The following is a 24,489-nucleotide window of genomic DNA, read 5'->3' as shown; positions in this document are numbered from 1 at the left end:
CCGCTTTCAGTCTGACAGGTGCATCGCGCAGGGCTGGCGATCCGCCGCTTCGCCCTTCCCCGCTGCCATCAACAAGATCCGCGCCTGATCGTGGCGCGGTTCGGGGCTTGTCGTATCGTCCAACGGGCGGGCACAACTCCCCTCGCCCTGCGTCTCTCGCGACACCGCGACCTGCTCGAAACCCATCGCCGCATCTGGCACGAAAACGACGTGTTTGTGCGCCGATGTCGGGCAGGTAACGTCAACATTTCGCACATACCCCTCCCCGTCGAATGACGCGATGATGGCCACGCAACTCGGCGCAACGGAGGCCGCCTGAGCGCGGCTCGGCAGGGCGCCAAACCCTGTCAGCGCACAGGCAGCGGCATATAAGCAAAGGATATGTCTGGCGGCGGTCATGTGCATCCTCGAAACAGATTTACCTTTTGAACGCCCCCAACGGCGCTTTCCGTCGCCCGACGGCCTGAAAACACGTATTCAAAAAGTCCAATCTATTGAAAGATTGAGATAAACGGGCCTATGCGTGTCGTCAGGATTGCTATGTCCTGCGTCGTATCGGCGCGTCATAATAAGTCAGCGCCTCCGACACCCTCCCGTCCACCCGTCCGGCCCTCGTCCAGCCCACCGCGCCCATTTGGCAGGCATACGAGACGCGGAGCGCCCCCAGTCCCGCGGCAGATGATCCAGATAACAATAAACTGATCGCGTTATGGCGCAAAAGCACCCTACGATACCTCGTGTTTCATGGAGGTTTTAGAATGACTAATCACCCGCAAACCGGCCGCCTCACAGCCGCCGACTTCGATCAGGATTTGCTCGATCTTTACGATTACTATGCACATGGAAAGATTACGAAACGCGAGTTTTTGGATCGCGCAGGCAAATGGGCGGTGGGCGGCTTAACCGCCGCCGCAATTCTCGGAACGCTTTCCCCCAATTACGCCCTTGCCCAACAAGTCACCGAAGATGATCCCGACATTGTCGGAGAGGACATCACCTACCCAAGCCCCGATGGCACAGGCGAGATCACGGCCTATCTCGTCCGCCCCGCCAACATCGACCCCGAGACCCCACCCGCCGCCGTGCTCGTCGTGCATGAAAACCGCGGACTAAACCCCTATATTCGCGACGTCGTGCGCCGCTTGGCCAAAGCCGGATTCATCGCTATGGGCCCCGACGGGCTGTCCTCGCTCGGTGGCTACCCCGGCAACGATGACGAAGGCCGCGCGATGCAAAGCACGCTTGATCAAGAAGCTCTCCTCAACGACTTTTTCGCGGGCTTCGAATATCTCCAAGCGCTTGAAGGCACCAACGGCAAGATCGGCGCGACCGGATTTTGCTATGGCGGCGGCGTCGTGAACAAGCTCGCTGCCGCCTATCCCGATATGGCCGCAGGCGTGCCGTTCTACGGCTCTTTCCCGACGGCCGAACAGGCCGCCGGCATCAACGCCCCCCTTATGGTGCAACTCGCGGCCCTCGATCAACGGATCAACGCGATGTGGCCAGCTTTCCAAGAAGCGTTGGAAACCAATGACAAGCGCTATGAAGCCCATATCTACCCCGATGTGAACCACGGCTTCCATAACGACACAACGCCTCGATACGACGAGGCGGCGGCCAAACTGGCGGAAGAGCGCATGATCGCATGGTTCCGCACCTATCTCGCGGCCTAATCCAACAGGCGCCCGTTCACGGCGGGCGCCTCCCCCCCAAGATCTGTTTTAACCCTCCAAGGAAGGCAGGGTTTTCTCGATATCCGCGCGCTTTGCGCGGTGCTGCTCGGGCACTTGCAGCGCCTCGCCCAAATGCTCTAGCGGTTCATCCCGCGTAAAACCGGGCTCGTTGGTGGCGATTTCGAACAGAATTCCGAACGATGTGCGGAAATAAATCGATTGGAAATAATCGCGATCTTTCACGCCGCTGACCTCTTGGCCACTCCCCTGCAAAGCCCTGCGCACGCGCTCCAATGCGGAGAGATTTTCGACAGCAAAAGCAAGATGATGCACCGATCCCGCCCCTTGCTTCGCCTGCGGGGCGTCGCGCAGGACTTGCACCGTAACACATGAGGCCGGGTTGCCGCCGGCGCGGACAAACCGCGTCAACGCGCCGTCATCTGCACCGCGCTGATACCCCATGAACTCCAGAAGCTCGGCCGCAGGCCCGATATCACTGACACGCAACCGCGCATCATCAAGTCCGAGAATCCCGTTGATCTCTGCGATCTCCTCGCCGCCCCATGGCCGCCGCCCTTCCGCCGCGCGCTCCACCAACGCAAATCTCTCTCCGTCCGGCCCGCCGAAAACGAGCCTTTCCTCCCCAAAGCAATGATCTCGCGCGACATCCGCAACACCGCGGCGTGTCAAACGATCCTGCCAAAACGCCACACTGCCTTGCGGCACAGCGAAGATCGTCTCCCCTACCTCCCCATGGCCCGACACGCCTCGCGCGAGTTTCGTGTTTGGGAAATAGGTCAAAACCGATCCGGGCGTTCCGCGGCCATCGCCGTAATACAAATGGTAAAGGCTCGGGGCGTCAAAATTCACCGTCTTCTTGATCCGCCGCAATCCAAGGTCGCGCGTCGAGAACCTGTCGATCTTTACAGCATCCGACGCCAGAGACGTCACGTGGTGCAGTCCAAGAATATCCGAAATCATCACAGCCTCGCGCGTTAAAGGGTGATGGGAAGATAGCTTCGAACACTCTTGCTAAAAATAGAAACATATAGCCATTTACTGTTATCAATAGTGGAATAATGGCCGATGCAAGATCTCAAACCCCTTCGCGTCTTTCTCGAAGTCGCCGCGCTACGCTCCTTCGCGGGCGCGGCACGGCGCCTCAAGATGACACCAGCGTCCGTAACAAGGATTGTCGCCGCGTTGGAAAGCGATCTGGGGCAACAACTTTTGGTGCGCACCACGCGGCAAGTCGCCTTGACGAGCGCGGGCGCGCTGATCGCCGCGCGTTACCGGCCCGTGATTGAGGAATTTGATCGTGTCACGTCCGAGATCGCCCGCGCCACACGCCCCGATCGCGGCAAGCTGTCGATCGCCGCACCGATGTCTTTGGGCATGCGGCTTTTGCCCCCGCTCGTCACGCAATTCCGGCATCGCTATCCGCACATCGCGCTCGACATTCAGATGACGGATGCCTTCGTCGATATCAATGACGGCGCCTGCGATCTCGCCATCCGTATTTCGGGCCCGCCCACGGACAAATCGACAATCTGGCGCAAGCTTTGCGAAATCCCCCGCGTAACCATCGCCTCCCCCACTCTCATCGAGCGGATCGGGCGGCCGCGCACGCCGGACGATCTCGATCCCGCGCAGTGCCTCTCCTACAGCGCGCGGCGCCAACCAGAGACATGGACCTACCGCAAAGGCCCGCTGCAACGCCATATCCATGCAGGTGACCAGATCATATCCAATAACGGCGAATTCCTGTATTCCCTTGCCGCCGCCGGAGGTGGAATTGTCACCCTGCCCGGTTTTCTCACCCGCGACGGCATCGAGCGCGGCGAGGTGGCACCCCTGCTTACCGATTGGGAGATCCCGCCGCTGTATCTGATGCTCTACTATCCGCCCTACGACGCCTTGCCGCCCTTGGTCGCGACTTTCACGAATTTCTTTGAAGAGTACATTCGTGATATCGACGGATTCGATTTCATGCCGCGCTAACCCGTCCGGTTATGTTTTCGGCGATGTTCTCTTGCGTGCTGTGCTCCGTATTTTCGTCCGTACTTTCGCCCGTGCTCTCCCATGCGGCTCCCATTCGCGCGCAGGCCGCCTGCGGTCGCAGATCGGCGCCGATCAACGGCGCGGCCTCACGCGCGGTGAGCGATTTGCGCGCCAACTTGCCGTATCCCGACACCCCGCGCAAAAGTTCAGGCATCCGCGCAAACAACCCCATACGCGCTCGCCGCCCGAGGCTCGCGACCGCAATATCGCCCGGATACAATGACTCCGCGATCAGCCCGTCAACGAGCACGAGATGATGCGCAGACAGCAAAAGATGAACGTACTCCACCTCCTCAATGTTGCAGCGGCGGATCGATACACCATCCACCAGATGTTTTGCGGCGGCTAAAACCTCCGGCGTTCCAAAACGACGCTCAACCTCCGCGCCCCCCAACAACAAACGATGTTGCGGCGAGACCCTTACCGCGCGGGTGTTTCCCAAAACACCGACCCCAATTTCGATTGGCGCCGCGCGGCCAAGGCCCGACACGCGCCGCCGCCCGCTCCATAGAATCGGCTGCGCACCCGCGTCCAACGTCATCACGAGATCAGATGGCCGCAGCAGTTCGACAGCGCGCGGCCCGTTTGGTGTCATCACCTGCGCTCCGGCGCAAAAGCACACAAACGGGCGATCAACGGCGGCTGTCTGGATACCGTCGTATTCGACGCCATTCCACGTCCCCAACGTGACCGATGTGACGTTCATATGATGCGTGCCGGCGGGAATTGAGGAATCGAGCAGCCGCGCGCCCCACGTGCCATCGGTGAAAAGAGTCACCTCGATATTGCGGCCCGTATACGTCACGCCGCCGATCACCACGGTCGAATTTGTATAAAGTGCGATTTCTTGCGGCAGCAATGTTAGCGTCGGCCCGATCACGTATTCTGTCGGGTACGCGGGGGCCACATCATCTGTATCGTGATCGTAAATCACACCGTCGTTGTCCACATCGTGCAGCGTGATATCGACATACCCCGCCGGGTTAACCGACATCCCATTCCCATTCGATGTCAGGTTATCTTGATTTGCCGATGAATATCCCGGCCATGTGGTGGTCGAGTACCATCCCCAGCTTGCAATATCGGCCATGGCCCTCTCCGCGCTACCTGCCTCGAGATCGTGACATCAAAGTCTTAATAATCGATCAATTCGCGCCCGCCCGGCCGAACCGTCGCCCTCGCAGCAAAAAGGGGGGCCCGTGGCCCCCCTCTACGCGTCATATCTGACTGTCAGATCAATGCCCTTACAGGAACAGATCCGCCACAAAAGCCGATCCGATATACGTGCCCGTCATCACCAAAATCGCGACAATGAAAATCTTCCAACCGGATGTTTTCGCAATTTCGATCTCACGGCGCGCAATCGCGATCCCCGCATAAGCTAGGCATGGCGTCGCGAGGGTCAGGAAGTTGACATGGGACACCGCGTCGAGCACCCAAGCATTGCCCGGCGTCCAAGGCAGGGTCGCCACAATCCCGACGAGCGAGATCCACGCCACCGACGGCAGGCGCAAGGGAACGACATTGGTCAAAATCAGCCCGATCATCACAATCGCAAAGATCACCGCAAGTCCGATAATCCCCTCAATCAGGGTGTTCTCCGTCGCAACCGTGTTGCCAACGAGCCCGATCACGCAAACGACCACCAACAAAGCCGCGTGCTGCGCCAGATTTGGCTTCAGATCGGCCTCGTGATCCACGGGAAGCTCTGTATGTGTCATGCGTTCTCTCCCGCGTTGAGATCTTTTTTACCAAACAGCTCGTAGAGTTTCTCGGTCAAAGGCAAAGCCACGAACAAGCAAAGGTATAGCCCCGTTGCATATGTCAGAACGTTGCTCGCGCCCGCCAAAGCAAGGATCGTCTCCTCCATCTCCGGCACCGCCGTCGCCAACGCGCCGGAGCACGCCGCCATCATCGAACCCGATCCGATGCCACAGGCCATGGCCAGTGCCTCGATGCTGAACAAACCCGACGTCGCGAGAAGCGACGCGAGGATCGCGAAGATGAACGTGCCAAAGAGCGTGCCGATCACGTAGACGCCCATAACACCCGCGCCTTCAGCGGATTTGAGGCCGTATTTCTCCGCGATAATCGCGATATTGGGCTCACGTGCGATCGAGAAACTCGCGCCGATGGCCTCGCGCCGCATCCCCAAAACCAAAACCGCCACAGGAAACGCGAGGACAATCGTCCCGAGGTTCCCCAATTCTTGCAAGATCAACGCGGGGCCCGCGTCGATGATCTGTTGCATCGATGGTCCGATAATCGTGCCGAATTTCGCAATGAATGGCATGATCGCGATCACGATCAAAGGTGAGGCGGCCTTCACTTCGCGCTGCCCCAACCATGCGCCCGCCTTGCGCACCACATTCGGGTTGATCAGAACGCCGATCACGAATGCATAGAGCAATGGCAAAAGCAGGATCGCGCCGATGCCGATCGGCAGTTTGATGATCCCGATCAATTCGGAAATCACCGTAACGACCAGCACACTCACATGGAGTCGCCAATCAAGGATTATGTCCTTGGAGCTATTCATCTTTTTGTCCCTCTCGTTGAACGTCAGTTGTTCTGGCCCGTCTTGTCGCAGGCCCGTTTCACACGCAATGCGCCGTTGACCGGGCGCCTATCGGTATCGGGCGGCTCTCGCAAGCGCCGCCCCCCTTCCTCGAACGTTTTGGATCAGCCGGGCGCATATCCGAACGCAATCGCCGGATCAGCCGCCGTCTCAACCCAAACCGATTTCGTGGTCGTGTAAGCCGCCAAAGCCTCACGGCCCGATGATCGCCCATACCCCGATTGACCAAACCCGCCGAAGGGCGACATCACATGGATCGTCTTGTAGCTGTTGATCCAGAACGTCCCCGCCCGAACGCGCCCCGCCATCCGGTGCGCGCGGCCGACATCGCGCGTCCAGACCGCGCCCGCCAACCCAAACGGTGTCGCATTCGCCAGTGCGACCGCCTCATCCTCATCGCTAAATCGCATCACCGAAAGTACCGGACCGAACACTTCTTCGGTCGCGATCTCCATCTGCGGCGTCACCCCGTCAAGCACGGTCGGCGCGTAAAAGAACCCCCCCGTCCCCGCCAAGGCTTCGGGCTTGCCGCCCCCCGTCGCGATCCGTGCGCCCTGATCAATCGCCCGACGCACCATCGTATCCACCTTGCTCCACTGGCGCGCGTTGTTCACGGGGCCAATCTGCGTCGCCGGATCAAGTGGCATCCCCATCGGAATCCGCGCAGACGCCGCCGACAGCTTTTCCACCACTTCCGCATGGATGCTCTCATGCACCAACAGCCGCGATCCCGCGACACAGCTTTGCCCGCATCCCGCGAAAATCGCCGCCTGCGCGCCAACAATCGCGCGGTCAATATCGGCATCCGCAAAGACGATGTTTGCCGACTTCCCGCCCAATTCCAGAATGCTAGGAATCAACCGCTTCGCCGCCGCCTGCGCAATCATCGCGCCGCCTTGCGCCGACCCCACGAACACCACAAGCCCCGTCGCCGGATGATCGATCATCTTTTGCCCCGCGGTCGGGCCCGCCCCCGCGATCACGTTCACCAACCCTTTGGGCGCGCCAGCTTTTTCGCAAAGCGCCGCAATCACCAAACTCGACAAAGGCGTCAGCTCGGAGGGTTTCAACATCACCGCATTGCCCGCGCAAATCGCCGGCGCAACCTGCCAGCAACAGGTGAACAAAGGCGCGTTCCAAGGGGTGATCTGCGTCACCACGCCAATCGGCTCATGGCGGGTGTAATTGAGATGGCTCGTCGGCACGGGGATAACATCGCCCGTCATCTTGTCACACCAACCCGCGTAATATTCGAACATCTCCGCCATGCGGGCAGGTTCGCCCTGCGCATCGCGGATCGGACGTCCGGCCGAAATCGCCTCCAACCGCGCCAAGGGGGCCGCATGGGCGCGGATCTGGCGCCCGATTTCAAACATGATCCGCCCGCGCTCGGCCGCCGTTTTCGCCGCCCATTCGCCCTGCGCCACCTGCGCGGCCGTGGCCGCCGCGTCGACAACTTCCTGCCCCGCATCCGCAAATGTCGCGAACACATCGCCCGTCGCAGGGTCGGTCAGGGCCAGCATATCCCCCGTCCCGCGCATCAACCCGCCCGCGACATAGCTTTGCACTTCCGCAGAGCCCAAAAGCGTCTTCAAAAGACCCGCGATTTCGGTGGCCGTATCCAGATCGATCTCCGTCACATGCGCCGTCATTGGTCGGTTTCCCCTCTCGCCAGCTCCGCCGCGCCTTGCGGGTCGCCCATCCACATAAAATCGTCGCTATCTCGCAAACCCGATTGCGGCTCGGCCCAAAGCTGCGCCACCAATTCGGACACCGGCATCTCGCAACCGGTTTCCTGCGCCAGCTCCAACGCCAGCCGCACATCTTTGCGCATCAATCCGGCACTGAAACCGCTATCAAAGCTCCGCGTCATTACCCAATTGGGGAAGTGGATCTCGCTCAACGCGCTGCGTCCGGTGGCGCTGTTGATCACCCGCAAAGCGTCCTGCGCGCTCAGGCCAGAAGCCTCCGCCAGACGCAGCCCCTCAACCGTCGTGAGCATATGCGATGCGACCAGCATATTGTTGACCAGCTTCGCAATATTCCCCGCGCCGCTTGCCCCCACATGGATCACCTTCGCCGCCATCGCATCCAACACAGGCTGCGCCCGCGCGACCCATTCGGCCTCCCCGCCCATCATCACCGACAGAGTTCCCGCCCCCGCGCCCAAAGGCCCGCCGCTCACCGGCGCATCAACAAACCCGTGCCCCTGAACCGCCAGCAACTCCGCGAGTTTCCGGCTCACCGCCGCCGTCGATGTCGATGTATCCAAAATGACCTTCGGCGTCGAAAACGCCCCCGAGGCCAGCCCCGTCGCGATCACCGTCTCGACATGCTGCGCAAGTGGCAAAGACAAAACGATCACATCGCTGCGCGCGATCACATCCGCCGCATCCTCACCAGACGCGATCCCCGCATCCGTCGCCCGGGCAACCGCATCTTGCGACAGATCGAAAGCTGTGACGGCAAACCCTTTTGCTTGCAGGTTCAGGGCCATGCCCATCCCCATTGCGCCAAGTCCGATCACTCCGACAGATTGCCCCATGGTGCCTCCAGATGACTGATTTGTGTTAGTCTGCGAGCATCACGTGTTCTTGAGTAGTGATTGAATATCGCACATAGCGTTGCGATCAGCGCAACACCTGATCTTGAAACGCGTTCATCTGCGCGCCCAGATACTCCGCCGTCAGCGCGGCCGATTGCGGCAATCTGCGCCGTGCCCGCACCAAAAGATGCGCGCTGACATGCTGCAAGCTTTCCTCGTCGAGATCCAAAATCACCACCTCGCCGCGCGCAGCCTGAATCGCCGCCACGAAGCGCGGCAAGAACGTGCCGCCCATGCCCGCGCTCACATACCGGATCAACGCCGCAAAAGACGATGTCTCAACCTGCGGCCGCAACGCCAACCCCTGATCGCTCGCCGCGCGGCCCACCAGATTGCGCACCCCGTGCCGTGGATCAAGCAGGGCGAAGGGATGCTCCAACATCTCCGCCAACCGCACCCGCCCGCGCCCCGCCAGAACCGATCCCACAGGCACAACCCCGCAAAGCGGCTGTCGGGCAATCGCCAAAGATCGCGTCGCCTCCGTTGGCACAGGGTTATACGCGATCCCCAGATCCGCCTCCCCCTCGATCACACGGCGCTGGATTTCCGCCGTGCCCGCGATTTCCGTGCGGAATCGCAGCTGCGGATGCGCGCGCACCAAAGGCGCGAGCCCGTTTTGCATCAGATCCGCCGCAAACCCCTCACCCACCGCAATCTGCACGGGCTGCCCGCCGCTCTCGCTATATTTTCCAAGCTGATCGAGCAAAAACGTCTGCTCGTCGCGCTGGTGCAACGCATGTTCGCGCAACAACCGCCCCGCATCCGTCAGCAAGATGCCCTGCGCGCTGCGCTCGACCAAGGTGACGCCCAGACGCGCCTCCGCCTCCGCCAGCTTCCGGCTCACTGCCGAGGGCGCGATGTTCAACCGCTCCGCCGCTCGCCGGATCGACCCCTCATCAGCAACGGTGAGAAACTCGCGCAGGAACCGGCTGTCGAACGCGTCCATTATCCTGTGACCTTACGCACCAACCGCACCCAGAATTCCGCGCCGACGGGCAAAACCGCATCATTAAAATCGAATTGGGCGGAATGCAGCCCCGGATTGCCCTCCCCAATTACCCCGTCTTGATGCCCCGCACCGAGCCAGACATAAGCCCCCCGCGCCGCGTTCAACATGAAGGCGAAATCCTCGGATGCCATGCTTGGCGGCGCGGTGGTGATATCCAGCCCCATCTGCGCGCCAACTTCCCGCGCAGTCATCGCCTCGGGCGCGGTGTTGATCGTCGCGGGGTAGCGGCGCTGGTAATCCACCCGCGCGCGACACCCCTGCGCCGCCGCAACCCCGTGCACGACCTCGCTCAACCGCGCCTCCAACACATCGCCCGCCGCCGGCGCGAACCACCGCGCCGTGCCACGCAAGGCCGCGCTATCGGGACAAACATTCCACGCCGACCCCGTGTGAATCTGCGTCACCGAAACCACCCCCGGATCAAGGGGCGACAGGCTCCGCGCGGGAATTTCTTGCACCGCCGCCGCGATCCGCGCCGCCGCCGCAACCACGCCATTGCTCTGCTCGGGCATCGCCGCATGGCCGCCCTTGCCCTCAACGATGATCTCGAACACCGCAAAAGCCGCCATCATCTCGGCATCACGCGCCACCAAACGGCCCGGCGTCAAACCCGGCCAATTGTGCACGCCGTAAACCGCATCGACGGGGAAGCGCTCAAACAATCCGCCCTCCACCATCACCCGCGCGCCGCCGTCGTTTTCCTCCGCCGGCTGGAAAATCAACGTCACCTTCCCGCGCGCCACTCCCTCGATCGCGATCTGCCGCGCCGCCAGCAAAAGCATCGCGACATGCCCATCATGCCCGCACGCATGCATCTTACCCGAGTGCACCGACGCGTAGGGCAATCCGGTCGCCTCCTCGATCGGCAGCGCATCCATATCCGCCCGCAAACCAATGCTTGGCCCCGCGCCGCCCATCACCGCGACAACGCCCGTGCCCGCCAAACCGCGATGCACCTCCCATCCCCACCCCGTCAACAACTCCGCAATCATCGCAGATGTCCGCACTTCCTCAAAACCCAGTTCGGGATGCTGGTGCAAATCGTGCCGCCACGCGGTCGCTTGCGCGATATGATCGGGGTGAAACATTCTAATCCTCCTGAAAACTCAGGAAGATTCCCCCAAGCCGTTCTTGTTCCGTCAGCACAAGCGTGCCGTCAATTTCACGATATGCGAACGCGCCCGCCTCGATAAAAGGCAACAGAGCCGCCAAACATCTCACGCGGATATCCAAGGATATCACCGCGACATCCGCCGCAACGTGCCTTGTAACCGGCACCGTGCCGAACACTGCCCGCGCGCCCTCACGGCACATCACACGCCAAGCGCCCCGCGCCGTTTGCACCACGAACCCCCACGGCATCTCCCGCGCGGCCCCCCCGTGGATCGCCTCCAGCCAGGTTTGCACCGCAGGCTGGTCCTCGCGCTCCGCAAGGATCGTCGCCGAGGCAAATCCAAGCGCGCCATTGGGATGGTCCATCCACTCCGGAAACTCGACCAGATCGCGCCGATGCTGCTGACACGCGAATATTGACAAGCGCGGCAGCGCCGCGTTCGGAAACACCTTGAGCGTCGTCGCCGTGCGATCAGCCTGCCCGTCCGCGCGGATCACATCGCGCCCGAATTCGATCGTGCCAGCGCAAACCGCCCCGCGCGCCTCGATCTCCGCCGCATCACCCGCCGCGTCTTCGCTGCACACGGCCGAGAGCGCCACGCCCTCCCCCGCGCGCAAATGCGCCTCGACATGCCGCCCGAACGAGAACTGACCCGCCGGATAGCTGTCGAGCAAGCTCGCGTCATAAATGCTCACCAACTCGATAAGTTGCCGCGGAAAGATCACCAACGCTGTCGATGTTCCCCAAGGGTGCCGCCCTGCGGGTTTCATCTTGAACCCCAGCGACAGATAGGTTGCCTGCGCCGCATCCAGATCGCGCACCGCGATGAGCGGATGATCCAGCCCGAGGTTACTCATCCCCAGTTCCCGCCCCGAACCCGTCAAACCCCTGAAATCCGCCCGCTTGTCGCGCTTTTTCGATCGCGCGAGGGCCCACCGCCATGCCCCCCGCCGGCACTGGCCGCGTCACCACAGCCCCCGCGCCGATCACCGCGCCGGCGCCAATCTCGATTCCGCCCAGAATGATTGCGCCCGCCCCGATCGTAGCGCCTGCGCGCAGTTGCGGATGGCGCTGCGCGCTCCGATCCGACAGCGTCGAGCCCAAAGTCACGCCGTGCCAAAGACTCACACCGCGCTCGATCACCGCCGTCTGCCCGATCACCACGCCCAACCCATGATCAAGCCAGACGCCTCCCGCGATCTGCGCCTGCGGCATGATATCCACACCAAGCGCGCGCGAGAACTTGCCCTTCACCGCCATCGCCAGACTGTGCCGCCCCGCGCGCCACAGCGCATTCGTCAACCGATACGATAGAAGCGCATGAAACCCGTGCGCGAAATGTAAAACGCTCGCGATACCGCCGGGGTCAACATCGCGCTGCGCCGTCAGATGCAAATCGGCCAAGGCATCGTCCAACGCCTGCCCGTCGCCCTCAAACACGTCGCGCGCCAGCGTCTCCACCTCGCGCGCGCCTCCTGCGCAACTGCGTAACACACAGGCCAACACCCCCGCCGCGTCCGTCACGTCCTGCGGATCATACCCGAACACATCCCGCAGCAGCGGCTCTTGCGCAAACAACTCTCTCGAGAGCACCACAAGATCGTATGACAGGGCCTCGCGCATGACAAAATCCACTCCAAAACATCGCAATAACGATGCACGGCGAGGCGGTCTAATCAAGCGCGAAGTTTAGAGAGCAGCGTTGCTCTGACGAGAACACCCCGTTAGGCGACCCGCTCCATCGACTTCGGCGTAAACCGCGCCGTTGCCGGATCGGCGGTGTAGTGATCCAGCATCCCCGACGGATCGCGCGCCAACGTATCTACGGCGGAGATGATCCTGTCGGCCTTCGCATCCTCCAAAAGCACGCTGAAATTCAGCCGCACCCATCCGGGCTTGCGCAACTCCTCGCCCGCAGTGATCTGCGCCAACATCTCCGCACTTTCTTGCGCGTCGATCCCCAGCAAGCGATGCGCGTAAGGCCCCGCGCAGGCGCATCCCCCCCGCGCCTGAATCCCGTAGCCATCGCTCAGCATCCGCGTGAAAAGCTGGTGATGCAGATAGCCCCCCTGCCCGTCCCGCACACGAAACGAAAAAATGGGCAGGCGCGGCCCATGCTCGACCCCCAATAGCTCCAAATACGGGTTGGCACCCCAGATCGCCCGCGCCCGCGCCTCAAACTCCGCGTGGCGGCGATCCATCTGTGCCTGCCCGATCGCCTCTTTGACCAAAAACGCCAAGCCCGCGCGGATATCGCCGATCACATCGGGCGTCCCCGCCTCCTCGCGCGTGGCCAGATCCGCAACATATTCATGCGCGTGCGGCGACACGAACCGAACCGTTCCGCCGCCGGGCTGCACGGGTGTCACGCGCGCAACGCCGTCTTTGCGTAAAATCATCACCCCTGATGCAGCCGGCCCGCCCAAAAACTTATGCGGCGAGACAACCACCGCATCCTTCGCGCAGTCGCTGTCCGCCCGCATATCGATCGGAAGGTATGGCCCGCCGCCCGCATAATCCCAAATGCTTATCGCCCCGTGCGCCTTCAAGATCCGCGTCACCGCATCCGTGTCGGTCAAAATCCCCGTCACATTCGAGGCCGCGGAAAACGACCCGATGCAAATCTCCGCGCCCGCCGCGGCGTGCAACGCAAGGGCCAGATCCTCGCAATCGACGCCCCCGCCCGCCGCTTCACGCACCTCAATCACCTCCGCCCCTGACTTCGCGCCAAGGCAGAATGTTGGAATGATGCTCATATGGCCCGATCAGCACAACGACGCGCCCCCCGCGCGCGACCGCCTCGGGCACCCCGTAAAGATGTACTAAACGGTTGATCCACGTCGTCGCCCCCGATCCGCCAAAAATCACCGCATGATCCGCCGTCGCCCCCGTCAGCCGCGCAATCTGCGCCCGCGCCTCACGCCGCATCCGCGTCATCCGGCCGCCGCAATAGGAGGCCTCGGTGTGGCTATTGGCGTAAAACGGCAAAATCTGCGTCATCACGAACCGCTCAACCACCTCCAGCGCACGGCCAGAGGCCACGTAATCGGCATAAAGCAGCTTTTGCGTCCCGAACGGTCCCTCAATCGGCGCCCCGTCCCCGATCAACCCACTGCGCAACCACTCAATCACATCCGGCCGCTCCAGATCGCGCGCGAATTGCGCAAGGGGGGGCAGCTCTGCGGTGAAAGGCGACGTGAAGGCGGCGGTCATAGATCACTCCGTTCGTTTTTCGTTGACTTGCCGATCATACGCCCGCTTAACGAGATCAAACGATAGCACATGAACACCATTTAGGAGAATTTGGATGTCAATTAAGCCGAAATCCAAGCATCCGCTCGATCAAACTGATCGTCAAATCCTCCGCGCGCTCCAAAAAGATGCATCCCTGTCGCAACGAGATTTGGCGGATGCGGTCGGCCTGTCGCAAAGCGCCTGCTGGCGGCGTCTCAAAACCCTGCGCGACGCAGGGGTGATCGGTGGCCAGACGGTGCGGCTTGATCCGGTCCGCGTCGGCCTCGGCCTCACCGTTTTCATGATGGTGCGCACCAAAAACCACTCGAGCGATTGGCTTCGCCACTTCCGCCGCACGATCACGTCGATTCCCAACATCATCGATTTCTACCGGATCGCGGGCGATTATGACTATATGTTCAAGGTCATGGCCGAAGATATGAACGACTTCGATCGCGTCTATCAACAGATCATCGAACGCGTCGATCTCGATGCGGTCACCTCCTACATCACGATGGAAACCATCGCGGATCAACGCGACTTCCCGCTGTAAATCCCGCGCGGGCCGCCGCTTTGGCAAGATTCGGGCCGTCGGCGATTCCCCCCTTGTTCCCCCTCAGGCCGCGATACCGCGCCGTTTTGTGAGCATGTGCCCACCGCCCAGACCACACGCCTCAGTTGTATCCGCGCTGATCTTCACGATCTGTTCTCAAATCTCGCGGCGATTCCGGCGGATTTCTGCCGCTGCGGAAGAGGCGCCAAAATTTAAGCTTAAGGCGGTGTTCACCATGCGGTAACTGCGACGTGAGCATAACAACAAAAAATGAACCCATGACATTGATCCTGAGTCTTCCCCGCCTAGCGACCCGTATCGGCCTCCTTCTTACCCTCCTTCTGGGCCTCGCGGCCTGCGCCGGCGGGAAAGACATTGAGCAAGCCTCGCAGTTGAACTTCGCCTCCGCCAAATCCGCCGATGCGATTGATCCCGAGCGCCACGCCTATGCCGTTGCCCTTGCGAAAGAAATGCGCGGCTATGGAAAACGCGTCTGGTGCGTCCCCTTCGCCCGCAACGCCTCCGGTATCGAACTTCGCGGCAACGCCGCAACGTGGTGGGGCAAGGCCGAAGGCCGCTACGATCGCGGCCATGATCCCAAAATCGGATCTGTCATGGTGTTCTCCTCGACCCGCAAATTGCCGATGGGCCATGTCGCCATGGTGTCGGAAGTTGTCTCGCCACGCGAAATCAAAGTCGATCACGCCAATTGGCATCGCAACAAGGTATCCTTGGGCATGACCGTCGTCGACGTGTCGAAAGCCAACGACTGGAGCCAAGTGCGCGTCGCGACCAACCCCAACCAATTGGGCCGCGTTTATCCGGTCTCGGGCTTCATTTCCAAACAAAGCACCACGCGTCAAGCAGGTCTTTAAGTGCTCACCCTTCCCAAAAAAAGGCGCATGCGGCCCGCGGCCCATGCGCCTTTTTTATGAGCCACTCAACGCTTTATATCCCGTGGACTGAATACTCCGGTCCGCCGTTCCAAATAATCTCCCACCGCGCTCCCGGCCTGACATTCCGGATCGCAGCCGGCTCGAAAATCACCAGACAATCCGTCTGCCCCGCGCGCACCGACGGGTAGATTAGCCCCATTTCCCCCGCCAATCGAAGCCGCGTCGCCAACGCCTGCCCCTCAGGGTAGCCCACCGCAGGATCGGGGGCCAACGCGGGATGATCCGGCTCGTCTGCCAGATCCGGCACCTCCCCGATCACATCCGCCAACAGTTCGACATATTGCGTGCGCTCATGAAAAACGCCGACAAAGTTCAGCTCGCGCGTTTTGTGAAACGCGACCTCCGCGATACAGGTCAACACCTCCCACGCGCAATACCACGCCCCCCGCGTCTCATCGTTGAACCGGTTGCCACCCGCCCGCGTATAGGCGAAGGCCGCGTTGATATGGCTATGCCCGTAAACCTGTAGATCCCGCGCGCGCCTGCGCCAAGCCAGTTCGCGCCGATCCAGATGCAGGTTGCGCCCGCGCTCGGCCTCCAAACGCGCCGATGTCAGGCCCTCGATCTGCGCGAGGATCTCCATCTCCGCATCACTGTCCACCAACCCGCGCAGCACCGGCGGTTTGTGATACGCCGCAGGGACAAGCCGCACCAACCCGCGATCCGAAAGCGCCCTGCGCTTCACGCCCCGCCCCGCAGCGCGTCGAGATAGGTGCGCACCCGTAAGAATTGCGGCAAGCCATCCTCGATCATCGTGTCGACAGGCCGCGCGCCCTCAAACAGCGGGCCGTCATTGGGCATCGAAACCCATGCCCGCGCGAGGCTCTCGCCGAAGTAAAGTTCAAGCGATTTGAAAATGCCGATCACCGCGCTGATCCGCAGCATCTGATCTTTTGTCAAATCGCCACTAAACCCCGGCTTTTTCGCCCGTTTCCACGTGCTCTCCGACATATCCGCCAAAGCCGCCGCTTGCCCATTGGGCAGGCTCCACCGCTCCATCACGGAGGAAAAAGCTTTCAAAGCCACCTCCGCCACACGGGGACTCTCAAGTTTGGTCATCGCTATCGACATGGGGCACCCCTTTCCTGTGGATAATATGGCCCATATGACCCGCAAGTAAAGATCATTTGAACTGACATCGCGCATTTTGATGAAGATTCGTTTGCCGCCCCGGCTCCCTTTGCGCTTGACCATTCGCGTGCGGCCCGTTTCAGATGCCCGCATGACAGATAGCCCCGCTCCCGTGACCGGCGCACCGCGCCCGCAACATGACATCGACGCGCCCTTGCGCGCTTTGATCTCCCGCGCGCAGGGTTTTTTGTCGGACGCCGAGGCCATCGCCTTCTCGCCGTGCCATCCAACGCCCGTTTTGCTCCGCGCGCGCTTTCACATTGAGCGCTTCGATCCCGCGCTCTTTGACGCGCTCGAATGTCCCTGCCCTGCCTCCCTTCACACCGCCGCGCTCAAGCGTCGCGCCGAATTTCTGGCCGGTCGCGCAATGGCGAAGGCCGCGCTGGAGGCCTGCGCCCTCCCCTCCCCCGAGATCCCCATCGGACTCGACCGCGCCCCGATCTGGCCGACGGGCGCGACGGGCTCGATCAGCCACGCGCGCGGCCATTGCGCGGCCGTGGCCATGCCTGCCGCGCGCCCGAATGTTGCTTTAGGGGTCGATATCGAGGCCTTCGCAAACCCCCGCGCCGCAACCGCGATCCGCAAGATCGCCCTGACGCCTGTCGATCACGCCGCGCTGAAGGCCCATTCGGCCCCTCCCGATGCCGAGGACAGGCTCGCCACGCTGATCTTCTCCGCCAAAGAAACCTTGTTCAAAACGCTCTACCCAACCGTGCGCGCGCATTTCGGCTTCGATGCCGCCGCGGTCGCACAGCTCGCCCCCGCAGGGGACGCAGCCCAAACCGGCACGCTCACCCTACGCCTGACGCGCGCGCTCCACCCGACCCTTCCGGCGGGTGCGGCGTTTGCGGTGCGGTTCACCCTGCGCGACGACCATCTTCTCACGTGGCTTGCGCACCCGACTGTCGTGACCTCCTGATCACGCGCTTGCCCCGCCCTACCCCGCCCGCTATCTCGGAGAGGTAGTCAGGGGGGCGTGATGACCATTTTACTTTTGCACAGCGGCGGCACAATCGCGATGGCGCAAACGCCTGCGGGCCTCGCGCCGCAGGCGGGGATCGTTGAAGCCGCGATCAAGGCCGCATTGCCCGAGGGACAAGACCTTCGAACGGTGGTGTTTGATCCCCTTCTCGATAGCGCGGATGTCGGCCCCGCCGAATGGAACCGCTTTCTCGATCTGATCGACTCCCACCCCGATATGCCCGTAATCCTGACCCATGGCACAGATACGATGGCCTACACGGGCGCGGCGCTGTCGCAAGCGCTGGCCGGTCACTCGCGCCGCGTCATCCTATGTGGTTCGATGGTGCCGCTCGGGTTTGGTGGCGACGCAGAGGGCAATCTCGCGCAGGCGATCCACGCGGCGCTGGATCCGACGCTTACCGGCGTCATGCTCGCGTTAGCGGGCAAGCTCCTTGCGGCGGACGGTTTGGTGAAACATGACAGCCACGCCCATGACGCCTTCCGCACAGTCGGGCAACAAATCCCCCATCCACCGACACGCCGCCGGTTTGAAACGCGCCGCCTCGCGGTGCTCACGCTATCTCCGGGCGTGCCCGCGGCGATGGTGGAGGCCGCCCTCAACGAGTTGGACGGCGCGGTGCTGCGAATATTTGGCGCAGGCACGATGATGAGTGATCCCGCCTTGATCGATGTGCTCTCACGTGCGGTCGGCGCGGGAAAGCGGCTGCGCGCGGTGAGCCAATGCGAAACCGGCGGGCTTGTGATCGGGGCCTATGCGGCCGGCGCCGCGATCTGGACATGCGGCGTCGAGAATGGCGGCGCCGAGACACCCGAAGCCGCCCTCATTCGACTGTGGCTCACAGATTGATAAGGTGGAGGTCGCGCGCCTTTCGTGCAAGCCGCGCGACAGATCCCCCTAGCGTTTTTTAAGCGCGTCGAGCAACGCCGACCCAAAGCCGCCAACCTGCGCCGCGCCCGACGTAGATGCGCCGCCCGACGGCCCCGCATGCATCTTTGCGCCGCGTTTGACACCATCGTTGCGTGCGCCTTGGCCTTCGGATTTCCGCTCGGATTGGGCCTCACCGCCGCCATCTTTGCGCATCGTCAACCCGATCCGTTTGCGCGGGATATCGACCTCCGTCACACGCACCTTCACGACATCGCCTGCCTTCACGATCTCATGCGGGTCTTTGACAAACCGATCGGCAAGCTGGCTAACATGCACGAGACCGTCTTGATGCACGCCGATATCGACAAAGGCCCCAAAGGCCGCGACGTTCGTGACCGTGCCCTCCAAAAGCATCCCCGGCTTGAGATCCTTGATGTCTTCAACACCATCGGTGAAGCTCGCAGTCTTGAAATCAGGCCGCGGATCGCGTCCGGGCTTCTCCAATTCGTTGAAAATATCGCGGACGGTGGGCAAACCGAAGCTTTCCGTCACAAATTGTGAAGCGTTCAACGATTTCAAGGCGTTAGCATCGCCCATGATTTGCCGAAGGTCGCGCCCGCAGGCCTTCACAATCTCGCGCGCAACGCCGTAAGCTTCGGGGTGAACGGAGGACGCGTCGAGCGGCTCGACCCCGTCGCGCACCCGCAAGAAGCCGGCGCATTGCTCAAACGCCCGCGGCCCCAATCGCGCGACCTTCAAAAGCTCCTTGCGGCTTTTGAACGCCCCATTCGCGTCGCGATGGGCGACAATGGTTTCGGCGAGCACCGGCCCCAAGCCCGACACGCGCGCGAGCAAGGGCGCGGACGCCATGTTCAAATCGACGCCGACCGCGTTCACCGCATCCTCGACGACGGCCTCCAAAGAGCGGCCCAAACGATGCTGGTCAACGTCATGCTGGTATTGACCGACGCCGATGGATTTCGGCTCGATCTTCACCAACTCCGCCAGAGGATCTTGCAAGCGCCGCGCGATAGAGACCGCCCCGCGCAGCGAGACGTCAAGATCGGGGAACTCTTTCGCGGCAAGTTCGGAGGCCGAATAGACCGACGCCCCCGCCTCCGACACGATCACCTTCGTCGGCGCTTTGACACCTGCGGGCAGCGCCTTGAGGGCTTCCGCGACCATCTTCTCTGTCTCTCGCGATGCGGTGCCGTTGCCGATCGCGATCAGCTCGATCTTATACTTCGCCACCAGCATCATGATCGTCGCCATCGCGCCGCGCAGATCGTTTTTAGGCTGGAACGGATAGAGCGTCTCTGTCGCCAGCACCTTCCCCGTCGCATCCACCACCGCCGCTTTCACGCCGGTACGAATCCCCGGATCAAGGCCCAACGTCGGACGCGCGCCAGCAGGAGCGGCCAGCAACAGATCCTTCAGGTTGCGCGCGAAGACGCCGATGGCTTCCTCCTGCGCGCGCGCCCGCAGATCGCCCAGCAGATCCAGCATCATCGTCATCGCCAGCTTCACGCGCCAAACCCAGCCCGCCACGCCGCGCAGCCAAAGATCGCCCGCGCCATCGCCGCGCACATCCAGCGCCGCGCCGACCATCGCCTCCGCCCGCGCAACGCCGGTTTCCGGATCGGGCGCGATATCGAGCGTCACGATTCCCTCGTTCGAAGCACGCAACATCGCCAGAGCACGGTGCCCCGCGACCTTGGCCCATGGCTCGCGGTGGTCGAAATAGTCAGAGAATTTCGCCCCCTTCTCCTCTTGCCCCGCCACCACGCGCGATACGAGATAGGCCTCGGCCTGCATGAAGCTCCGCAAATCGCCCAAGAGCTTGGCGTTCTCCGCCAGCCCCTCCGCGATGATATCCCGCGCGCCGTTGAGCGCATCTTTCACCAAAGGCACCGCCTCGCAAACATAAGCGGCCGCCAGCGCTTCCGGATTGGCGCGGCGATCGGCGAGGATCGCATCCGCGAGGGGCTGCAACCCGTTCTCGCGCGCGATCATCGCTTTCGTGCGGCGCTTTGGCTTATAGGGCAGGTAGATATCTTCCAACTCGGATTTCGTAGTGGCCTTCGCGATGTTCATCGCCAGTTCATCGGTCAGTTTGCCTTGGCCCTTGATAGTCTCAACGATGGTTCCGCGACGGGCTTCCAACTCGCGCAGATAGCCGAGGCGTTCGTTCAGCGTGCGCAATTGGGTATCGTCCAGCCCGCCTGTGACCTCTTTGCGGTAGCGCGCGACGAAGGGAACGGTTGCGCCCCCGTCGAGCAGTTCGACCGTGGCCGTAACCTGATTTGGGCGCGCGCCGATTTCTTGCGCGATGATCTGGGCGATGCGGGTTGCGGTATCCAAGGCGGCCTCCATGTATCCTCCGGCGAATGCGAATCCGGAGCGCCTTGATAGCCGCCCAAGCGCCCGCCGCCAACACAGGAGTTTACAGCCCGAAAAACCTTCCCCGCGGGGAAGATCTGAACCGTTTCAGGCAAGGTGAATTTGGCGGGACGCGGGGCAGGGTAGCCGGACGCGATCCGAATTCTGCCGCGCAAGCCTCGCTGCGCGGGCATAAAAAAACCTTCCCCGCGGGGAAGGTTTTCACGGTGGTGCATCTCGAAAAGCTTATTCCAACTGGTCGAGCATGGAGCGCAAGGCGGCCTCCAAACGGCGCCGATCGAGGGCCGAGAAGTCTCTATCCAGCCGGATTTCGAGCCGACCGTTCGCCGCCGTGCATTTGGCAGAGCCGATCCGCGAGCCCACTTGGAAGGTGGTTTTCGCCTTGCCTGTCACAGGCGCATCGCCTTTGGTTTTCGCCGCGCGGGGCAGGGGGATCTCCTCCTCGCCCTCGGCGATCCCGCTCGCGCGGCGCAGGATATCAAGCTCGTCCATGACCGAACGATTATCAAATCCGCGCAGCTCCGCACGGATCGTCGCGACGATATCCGGCCGGTCCTCCAGCATCCCTGCCAGTTTCAACCCGAGCGCCCGCGGCACATGCTGGATGAATTGGAGGTCATCCCCGAGCCGGTCAACAAGCTTGATGAACCCGCGAATATACGAACGCTTCGAGTAGCCCGCCGACTGGAACAGTTGCGCCACAGCCTTTTCGGGGTCGTTCTCCGCCGTGCTTGGATCGCGCGCATAGTTGAGCGCGAGCGTCGCCATTTCCCCGAAGGAGATATCCTTGCGCACGAGGTTCTCATCCACCATCCGGCGGTAGAGCATCTCAATACCTTCCCCGCGGGGAAGGATTCCGGCGGGGATCTTCGACCAAGTCTCGTCGCCAGTCTCCTCTAGCAACGCCTTATAGGCCGAGAGGCGACGGTAGCCTTGGATCAGTTCATAGCGCCCGTCGTCGCGGATCTCCAACCGGATCGGGTTCGACAGACCGACCTCGCGGATCGACGTCACCAACTCGGAGAGCTCATAATCGTCCCCCTTCGCGCGGTCGCGGGTCAGCTTCCACGTCTCGATCTGATCGAGAGGAACCAGATCGACGATCAGGCCGAGACGTTTGATCCGCACATGCTCGGCGGCCAAGGCGTCATTCTCGGCGCGGATCTGATCCTCGATCGCGCGACGGTCGCGCAGGCTTCCGGCATTCTCGGAGATCGCCGTCGCCATCGGGCCGCGGCGCTGGCTCGGGGCAGGGGCGGCAACACTCGCCTCCTCCTCCTCGGGAATGTCGATATCGAATGTGAAACGCTTCTTACTCATTCGCTCTCCTCCACTTGATCCCATGCTTTCAAGAAGCAGTCTTTGAACTCATCATACCCGCGGTCAAAGCTCGCCCGCGCGCGGCGCCATGTCTCGCGCGTCATATTGCGGTAGTCGATCTCATAGACCGAGGACAGGAAGCGACCCGATTGTTCAACCGCGCGCGTCATCTCGATCGGGTGCTCGGCCAACCTATCCCCGAACACCTTTTTAAACGCCTCATACATCGCACGGTGCAGATCGTTGCCGGTCTCGAACCGCGTCATCAAGAAGCGGATATCGAGGAAGGCTTTGGGAAGCTGCATCTTCCCCGCGGGGAAGGTTCCGTCGAAACCGGCCGAGAGATCGCCCAGAGCTTCCGCGAGCTGCCCGATGAAGGAGGTCGTGGAATCGTATTCCCAATACCCAGGGCCGGAGGGGATATAGAGGACATCCGCCGCGAAGACGGCATTCATCGACTGGTAGCCAATCGCGGGCGGGCAATCGAAGACGATGACGTCATAGGCGTCGTCGGGGATGGAATCGAGGAACCGCGAGACCGCCGCGAAGAACGACCACTCGGGGTTCATGTGGCGGTATTGCGCGGAGGCAAACTCGACGAAGGCCGCGTTGGCGCAAGAGGGGATGATATCGATCGTCGGCCAAGCGGTCGGGCGCAGGAAGTCGGAGACACGGAGCTCGCCCAAGCCGAGATCACGGATCGACGCGGGGATCCGGCGCTGCGGAACAGAGGTGCCCGATTCCGCCGCGCGCGGCCCTGCGTTCATCCGGTCGGTCTCGCGGATCAAATCGCGCGCCATGATGCCCCACACCGTCAAATCCTCGGAGACATCATAAAGGCCCATCGAATGGGTGAGGGTCGCTTGCGGATCGAAATCCACCATCAACACCCGGTATCCATCAAGCGCCGCCGCATGCGCCATATGCAAGGCAACCGTCGACTTGCCCGCGCCCCCTTTAAAGTTCGCAACCGCCACGCGGATCGCACGCTTGTTCGCGGGGCGCTTGGGCATCAAGGTTGTGCGGTTCACCTTCATCTTGCGACGAAGCTCGTTAATCTCTTGCAACGAGAACCACCGCTGACGACCGTCTTCCTCAACCTCACCCCCCGGCAGATCAGGATCAGCAGCCAAGCGGCCGCGGAAGGTCGACTGGTTGATCTTGAAGATCAGTTCCGCCACCTCCCAGCTTGAGAAGCGCCGCAAAGACTTCTCATGCTCGGGCGAAAAGGTCTGACGCCGAATGAAACCCTGCATCTTGAGCGATTGCGCTTGCAGGGCGGCGAGGTCCTCATGGGTAAACATGCTCGTTTCCGTTTCTTTTAGGACGTTAAATACTGATGATCCCGTAAATACGCCGGATTTGGCGAAATGGCAAAACGTAAGTTATGATGTTTGGGGATTTCCGAGGGTTTCGCCATAGCCTTTGAAATAAGGCTCCAACGCCCGAATCGGTCATCCGGCGCGAAAGGCGGTCACTTCCAGCGGCTGATCCGAAAATTGGCCCCGTTAATGCGCTATATTGGGGGACAAAATGCACATCCCACCAGCGGTTGAGGGGACATTTCCGCGCAATGGGGTGACAGACTGGATGTCCCCCATAACCATTAAACCTTTATCTTTTGAATTTGATGCGAGAGAAGTTGAGCCCAGCCTTGACCGCAGGTCTTGACAGAATTGAAGATCCGGACGCAAATGGATGAAAGTTGTTGATTAGCGTTGCGGTTCTCGTCACAAGGGCCTCAACAAACACAACCGAGTTGGAATGAGCCCCTTGAGCGGCTCCTCTACTGACCGGACGACGAGCCGTCATGGCCATGCCATGTCAAGCGGCCCTGTTCCTAAAATGGCGCGAGAGATCGCGCTGATGAAAGAAAACCGTACGTCGGTACGGTGAACTCAACGAGAATGACGCAAGTCTTCGCATAAAAACTCGATTTTTTCGGGTTAAACGTTGGTATCACAACGGGTTAGGGTGCCGTGAGGCCTGCTATCCCGCAAAAA

22 protein-coding genes and 1 pseudogene are annotated in these 24,489 nt (G+C 61.7%); 6 read left to right on the top strand and 17 right to left on the bottom strand.

All coding sequences use genetic code 11. From position 1 onward, the window contains the following. Positions 1-6 precede the first annotated feature (6 nt). Complete coding sequence (locus SJY32_RS01590; protein ID WP_376870802.1) at positions 7-399, bottom strand: hypothetical protein; 393 nt, start codon at positions 397-399, stop codon at positions 7-9. A gap of 359 nt (positions 400-758) precedes the next feature. Between SJY32_RS01590 and yghX the strand changes: the two genes are divergently transcribed. Then, entirely contained in the window at positions 759-1,673 is a 915-nt protein-coding gene (gene yghX, locus SJY32_RS01585; protein ID WP_376870800.1) for a YghX family hydrolase, read from the top strand. Between the two features lie 48 nt (positions 1,674-1,721). Here yghX and SJY32_RS01580 read toward each other — a convergent pair whose 3' ends face one another. Continuing rightward, a complete protein-coding gene (locus tag SJY32_RS01580; protein ID WP_376870797.1) occupies positions 1,722-2,654 on the bottom strand; it encodes a ring-cleaving dioxygenase in 933 nt (310 codons plus the stop codon). A gap of 105 nt (positions 2,655-2,759) precedes the next feature. On the opposite strand from SJY32_RS01580, the gene SJY32_RS01575 reads away from it, so the two are divergent. Beyond that, positions 2,760-3,674: a LysR substrate-binding domain-containing protein gene (locus SJY32_RS01575; RefSeq protein WP_376870794.1), complete on the top strand. Its 915-nt coding sequence runs from the start codon at positions 2,760-2,762 to the stop codon at positions 3,672-3,674. Here SJY32_RS01575 and SJY32_RS01570 read toward each other — a convergent pair. The 10 genes and pseudogenes from SJY32_RS01570 to SJY32_RS01525 all read right to left on the bottom strand — a co-directional run bounded on the left by SJY32_RS01570 (position 3,661) and on the right by SJY32_RS01525 (position 14,040). After that, positions 3,661-4,824 carry a Hint domain-containing protein gene (locus SJY32_RS01570; RefSeq protein WP_376870791.1) on the bottom strand — a complete coding sequence of 388 codons (1,164 nt, stop codon included), beginning with the start codon at positions 4,822-4,824 and terminating at the stop codon, positions 3,661-3,663. The two genes, SJY32_RS01575 and SJY32_RS01570, sit on opposite strands and share 14 nt — an antisense overlap. A gap of 154 nt (positions 4,825-4,978) precedes the next feature. Beyond that, on the bottom strand, positions 4,979-5,455 hold the full coding sequence (locus SJY32_RS01565) for a hypothetical protein (protein ID WP_376870788.1): 477 nt from the start codon (positions 5,453-5,455) through the stop codon (positions 4,979-4,981). Further along, positions 5,452-6,273: a DUF3100 domain-containing protein gene (locus SJY32_RS01560; protein ID WP_376870785.1), complete on the bottom strand. Its 822-nt coding sequence runs from the start codon at positions 6,271-6,273 to the stop codon at positions 5,452-5,454. The genes SJY32_RS01565 and SJY32_RS01560 overlap by 4 nt, the downstream gene beginning before the upstream one ends. A gap of 143 nt (positions 6,274-6,416) precedes the next feature. Then, the gene (locus SJY32_RS01555) at positions 6,417-7,964 is read right to left on the bottom strand and encodes an aldehyde dehydrogenase family protein (RefSeq protein WP_376870782.1); all 1,548 of its coding nucleotides are present in this window, start codon (positions 7,962-7,964) and stop codon (positions 6,417-6,419) included. Next, a complete protein-coding gene (locus SJY32_RS01550; RefSeq protein ID WP_376870779.1) occupies positions 7,961-8,857 on the bottom strand; it encodes an NAD(P)-dependent oxidoreductase in 897 nt (298 codons plus the stop codon). The genes SJY32_RS01555 and SJY32_RS01550 overlap by 4 nt, the downstream gene beginning before the upstream one ends. 85 nt (positions 8,858-8,942) lie before the next feature. Beyond that, complete coding sequence (locus SJY32_RS01545) at positions 8,943-9,863, bottom strand: LysR family transcriptional regulator (RefSeq protein ID WP_376870776.1); 921 nt, start codon at positions 9,861-9,863, stop codon at positions 8,943-8,945. Continuing rightward, complete coding sequence (locus SJY32_RS01540; RefSeq protein ID WP_376870774.1) at positions 9,863-11,014, bottom strand: amidohydrolase; 1,152 nt, start codon at positions 11,012-11,014, stop codon at positions 9,863-9,865. The genes SJY32_RS01545 and SJY32_RS01540 overlap by 1 nt, the downstream gene beginning before the upstream one ends. A 1-nt stretch (position 11,015) precedes the next feature. After that, the gene (locus SJY32_RS01535) at positions 11,016-11,897 is read right to left on the bottom strand and encodes a VOC family protein (protein WP_376870773.1); all 882 of its coding nucleotides are present in this window, start codon (positions 11,895-11,897) and stop codon (positions 11,016-11,018) included. Further along, positions 11,890-12,663 carry a serine acetyltransferase gene (locus SJY32_RS01530; RefSeq protein WP_376870771.1) on the bottom strand — a complete coding sequence of 258 codons (774 nt, stop codon included), beginning with the start codon at positions 12,661-12,663 and terminating at the stop codon, positions 11,890-11,892. The genes SJY32_RS01535 and SJY32_RS01530 overlap by 8 nt, the downstream gene beginning before the upstream one ends. A gap of 101 nt (positions 12,664-12,764) precedes the next feature. Beyond that, positions 12,765-14,040, bottom strand: a pseudogene (locus tag SJY32_RS01525) (aminotransferase class V-fold PLP-dependent enzyme). A gap of 307 nt (positions 14,041-14,347) precedes the next feature. On the opposite strand from SJY32_RS01525, the gene SJY32_RS01520 reads away from it, so the two are divergent. Further along, complete coding sequence (locus tag SJY32_RS01520; RefSeq protein ID WP_376870770.1) at positions 14,348-14,827, top strand: Lrp/AsnC family transcriptional regulator; 480 nt, start codon at positions 14,348-14,350, stop codon at positions 14,825-14,827. Positions 14,828-15,105: 278 nt separating this feature from the next. Further along, positions 15,106-15,702, top strand: a complete 597-nt coding sequence (locus SJY32_RS01515) for a CHAP domain-containing protein (RefSeq protein ID WP_376870767.1) — start codon at positions 15,106-15,108, stop codon at positions 15,700-15,702. A 73-nt stretch (positions 15,703-15,775) separates the two neighbouring features. Here the strand turns inward: SJY32_RS01515 and SJY32_RS01510 are convergent, their stop codons facing one another. Then, positions 15,776-16,468 (bottom strand): RES family NAD+ phosphorylase, encoded by a 693-nt coding sequence (locus tag SJY32_RS01510; RefSeq protein ID WP_376870766.1) that lies wholly within the window; start codon positions 16,466-16,468, stop codon positions 15,776-15,778. Continuing rightward, complete coding sequence (locus tag SJY32_RS01505) at positions 16,465-16,854, bottom strand: antitoxin Xre/MbcA/ParS toxin-binding domain-containing protein (RefSeq protein WP_376870763.1); 390 nt, start codon at positions 16,852-16,854, stop codon at positions 16,465-16,467. Before SJY32_RS01505 ends, SJY32_RS01510 begins: the two co-directional genes overlap by 4 nt. Before the next feature lie 151 nt (positions 16,855-17,005). Here SJY32_RS01505 and SJY32_RS01500 point away from each other — a divergent pair, with 151 nt between their 5' ends. Both SJY32_RS01500 and SJY32_RS01495 read left to right on the top strand, forming a co-directional pair. After that, on the top strand, positions 17,006-17,833 hold the full coding sequence (locus tag SJY32_RS01500) for a 4'-phosphopantetheinyl transferase (RefSeq protein WP_376870760.1): 828 nt from the start codon (positions 17,006-17,008) through the stop codon (positions 17,831-17,833). A 60-nt stretch (positions 17,834-17,893) separates the two neighbouring features. Further along, positions 17,894-18,745, top strand: a complete 852-nt coding sequence (locus tag SJY32_RS01495; protein WP_376870757.1) for an asparaginase domain-containing protein — start codon at positions 17,894-17,896, stop codon at positions 18,743-18,745. Positions 18,746-18,793: 48 nt separating this feature from the next. Here SJY32_RS01495 and SJY32_RS01490 read toward each other — a convergent pair whose 3' ends face one another. The 3 genes from SJY32_RS01490 to SJY32_RS01480 form a co-directional block, all read right to left on the bottom strand. Beyond that, positions 18,794-21,127 carry a Tex family protein gene (locus tag SJY32_RS01490; RefSeq protein WP_376870756.1) on the bottom strand — a complete coding sequence of 778 codons (2,334 nt, stop codon included), beginning with the start codon at positions 21,125-21,127 and terminating at the stop codon, positions 18,794-18,796. A 264-nt stretch (positions 21,128-21,391) separates the two neighbouring features. Beyond that, positions 21,392-22,486 carry a ParB/RepB/Spo0J family partition protein gene (locus tag SJY32_RS01485; protein ID WP_376870753.1) on the bottom strand — a complete coding sequence of 365 codons (1,095 nt, stop codon included), beginning with the start codon at positions 22,484-22,486 and terminating at the stop codon, positions 21,392-21,394. Beyond that, entirely contained in the window at positions 22,483-23,790 is a 1,308-nt protein-coding gene (locus tag SJY32_RS01480; RefSeq protein WP_376870750.1) for an AAA family ATPase, read from the bottom strand. Before SJY32_RS01480 ends, SJY32_RS01485 begins: the two co-directional genes overlap by 4 nt. Positions 23,791-24,489: the final 699 nt, after the last annotated feature.

It is taken from the genome of Albirhodobacter sp. R86504 (assembly GCF_042466415.1).
Lineage (GTDB): Bacteria > Pseudomonadota > Alphaproteobacteria > Rhodobacterales > Rhodobacteraceae > Albirhodobacter.
The sequence above is the reverse complement of the archived record's forward strand: the minus strand, read 5'-3'. Positions and strand labels throughout refer to the sequence as shown.

Excerpts from the sequence above, each read along its gene's own strand:
- SJY32_RS01500 (WP_376870760.1), top strand. The coding sequence starts at position 17,006 with ATGACAGATAGCCCCGCTCCCGTGACCGGCGCACCGCGCCCGCAACAT.
- SJY32_RS01570 (WP_376870791.1), bottom strand. The coding sequence starts at position 4,824 with ATGGCCGATATTGCAAGCTGGGGATGGTACTCGACCACCACATGGCCG.
- SJY32_RS01535 (WP_376870773.1), bottom strand. The coding sequence starts at position 11,897 with ATGAGTAACCTCGGGCTGGATCATCCGCTCATCGCGGTGCGCGATCTG.
- SJY32_RS01560 (WP_376870785.1), bottom strand. The coding sequence starts at position 6,273 with ATGAATAGCTCCAAGGACATAATCCTTGATTGGCGACTCCATGTGAGT.
- SJY32_RS01575 (WP_376870794.1), top strand. The coding sequence starts at position 2,760 with ATGCAAGATCTCAAACCCCTTCGCGTCTTTCTCGAAGTCGCCGCGCTA.
- SJY32_RS01520 (WP_376870770.1), top strand. The coding sequence starts at position 14,348 with ATGTCAATTAAGCCGAAATCCAAGCATCCGCTCGATCAAACTGATCGT.
- SJY32_RS01580 (WP_376870797.1), bottom strand. The coding sequence starts at position 2,654 with ATGATTTCGGATATTCTTGGACTGCACCACGTGACGTCTCTGGCGTCG.
- SJY32_RS01495 (WP_376870757.1), top strand. The coding sequence starts at position 17,894 with ATGACCATTTTACTTTTGCACAGCGGCGGCACAATCGCGATGGCGCAA.
- SJY32_RS01550 (WP_376870779.1), bottom strand. The coding sequence starts at position 8,857 with ATGGGGCAATCTGTCGGAGTGATCGGACTTGGCGCAATGGGGATGGGC.
- SJY32_RS01505 (WP_376870763.1), bottom strand. The coding sequence starts at position 16,854 with ATGTCGATAGCGATGACCAAACTTGAGAGTCCCCGTGTGGCGGAGGTG.
- SJY32_RS01545 (WP_376870776.1), bottom strand. The coding sequence starts at position 9,863 with ATGGACGCGTTCGACAGCCGGTTCCTGCGCGAGTTTCTCACCGTTGCT.
- SJY32_RS01555 (WP_376870782.1), bottom strand. The coding sequence starts at position 7,964 with ATGACGGCGCATGTGACGGAGATCGATCTGGATACGGCCACCGAAATC.
- SJY32_RS01565 (WP_376870788.1), bottom strand. The coding sequence starts at position 5,455 with ATGACACATACAGAGCTTCCCGTGGATCACGAGGCCGATCTGAAGCCA.
- SJY32_RS01485 (WP_376870753.1), bottom strand. The coding sequence starts at position 22,486 with ATGAGTAAGAAGCGTTTCACATTCGATATCGACATTCCCGAGGAGGAG.
- yghX (WP_376870800.1), top strand. The coding sequence starts at position 759 with ATGACTAATCACCCGCAAACCGGCCGCCTCACAGCCGCCGACTTCGAT.
- SJY32_RS01480 (WP_376870750.1), bottom strand. The coding sequence starts at position 23,790 with ATGTTTACCCATGAGGACCTCGCCGCCCTGCAAGCGCAATCGCTCAAG.
- SJY32_RS01590 (WP_376870802.1), bottom strand. The coding sequence starts at position 399 with ATGACCGCCGCCAGACATATCCTTTGCTTATATGCCGCTGCCTGTGCG.
- SJY32_RS01515 (WP_376870767.1), top strand. The coding sequence starts at position 15,106 with ATGACATTGATCCTGAGTCTTCCCCGCCTAGCGACCCGTATCGGCCTC.
- SJY32_RS01530 (WP_376870771.1), bottom strand. The coding sequence starts at position 12,663 with ATGCGCGAGGCCCTGTCATACGATCTTGTGGTGCTCTCGAGAGAGTTG.
- SJY32_RS01540 (WP_376870774.1), bottom strand. The coding sequence starts at position 11,014 with ATGTTTCACCCCGATCATATCGCGCAAGCGACCGCGTGGCGGCACGAT.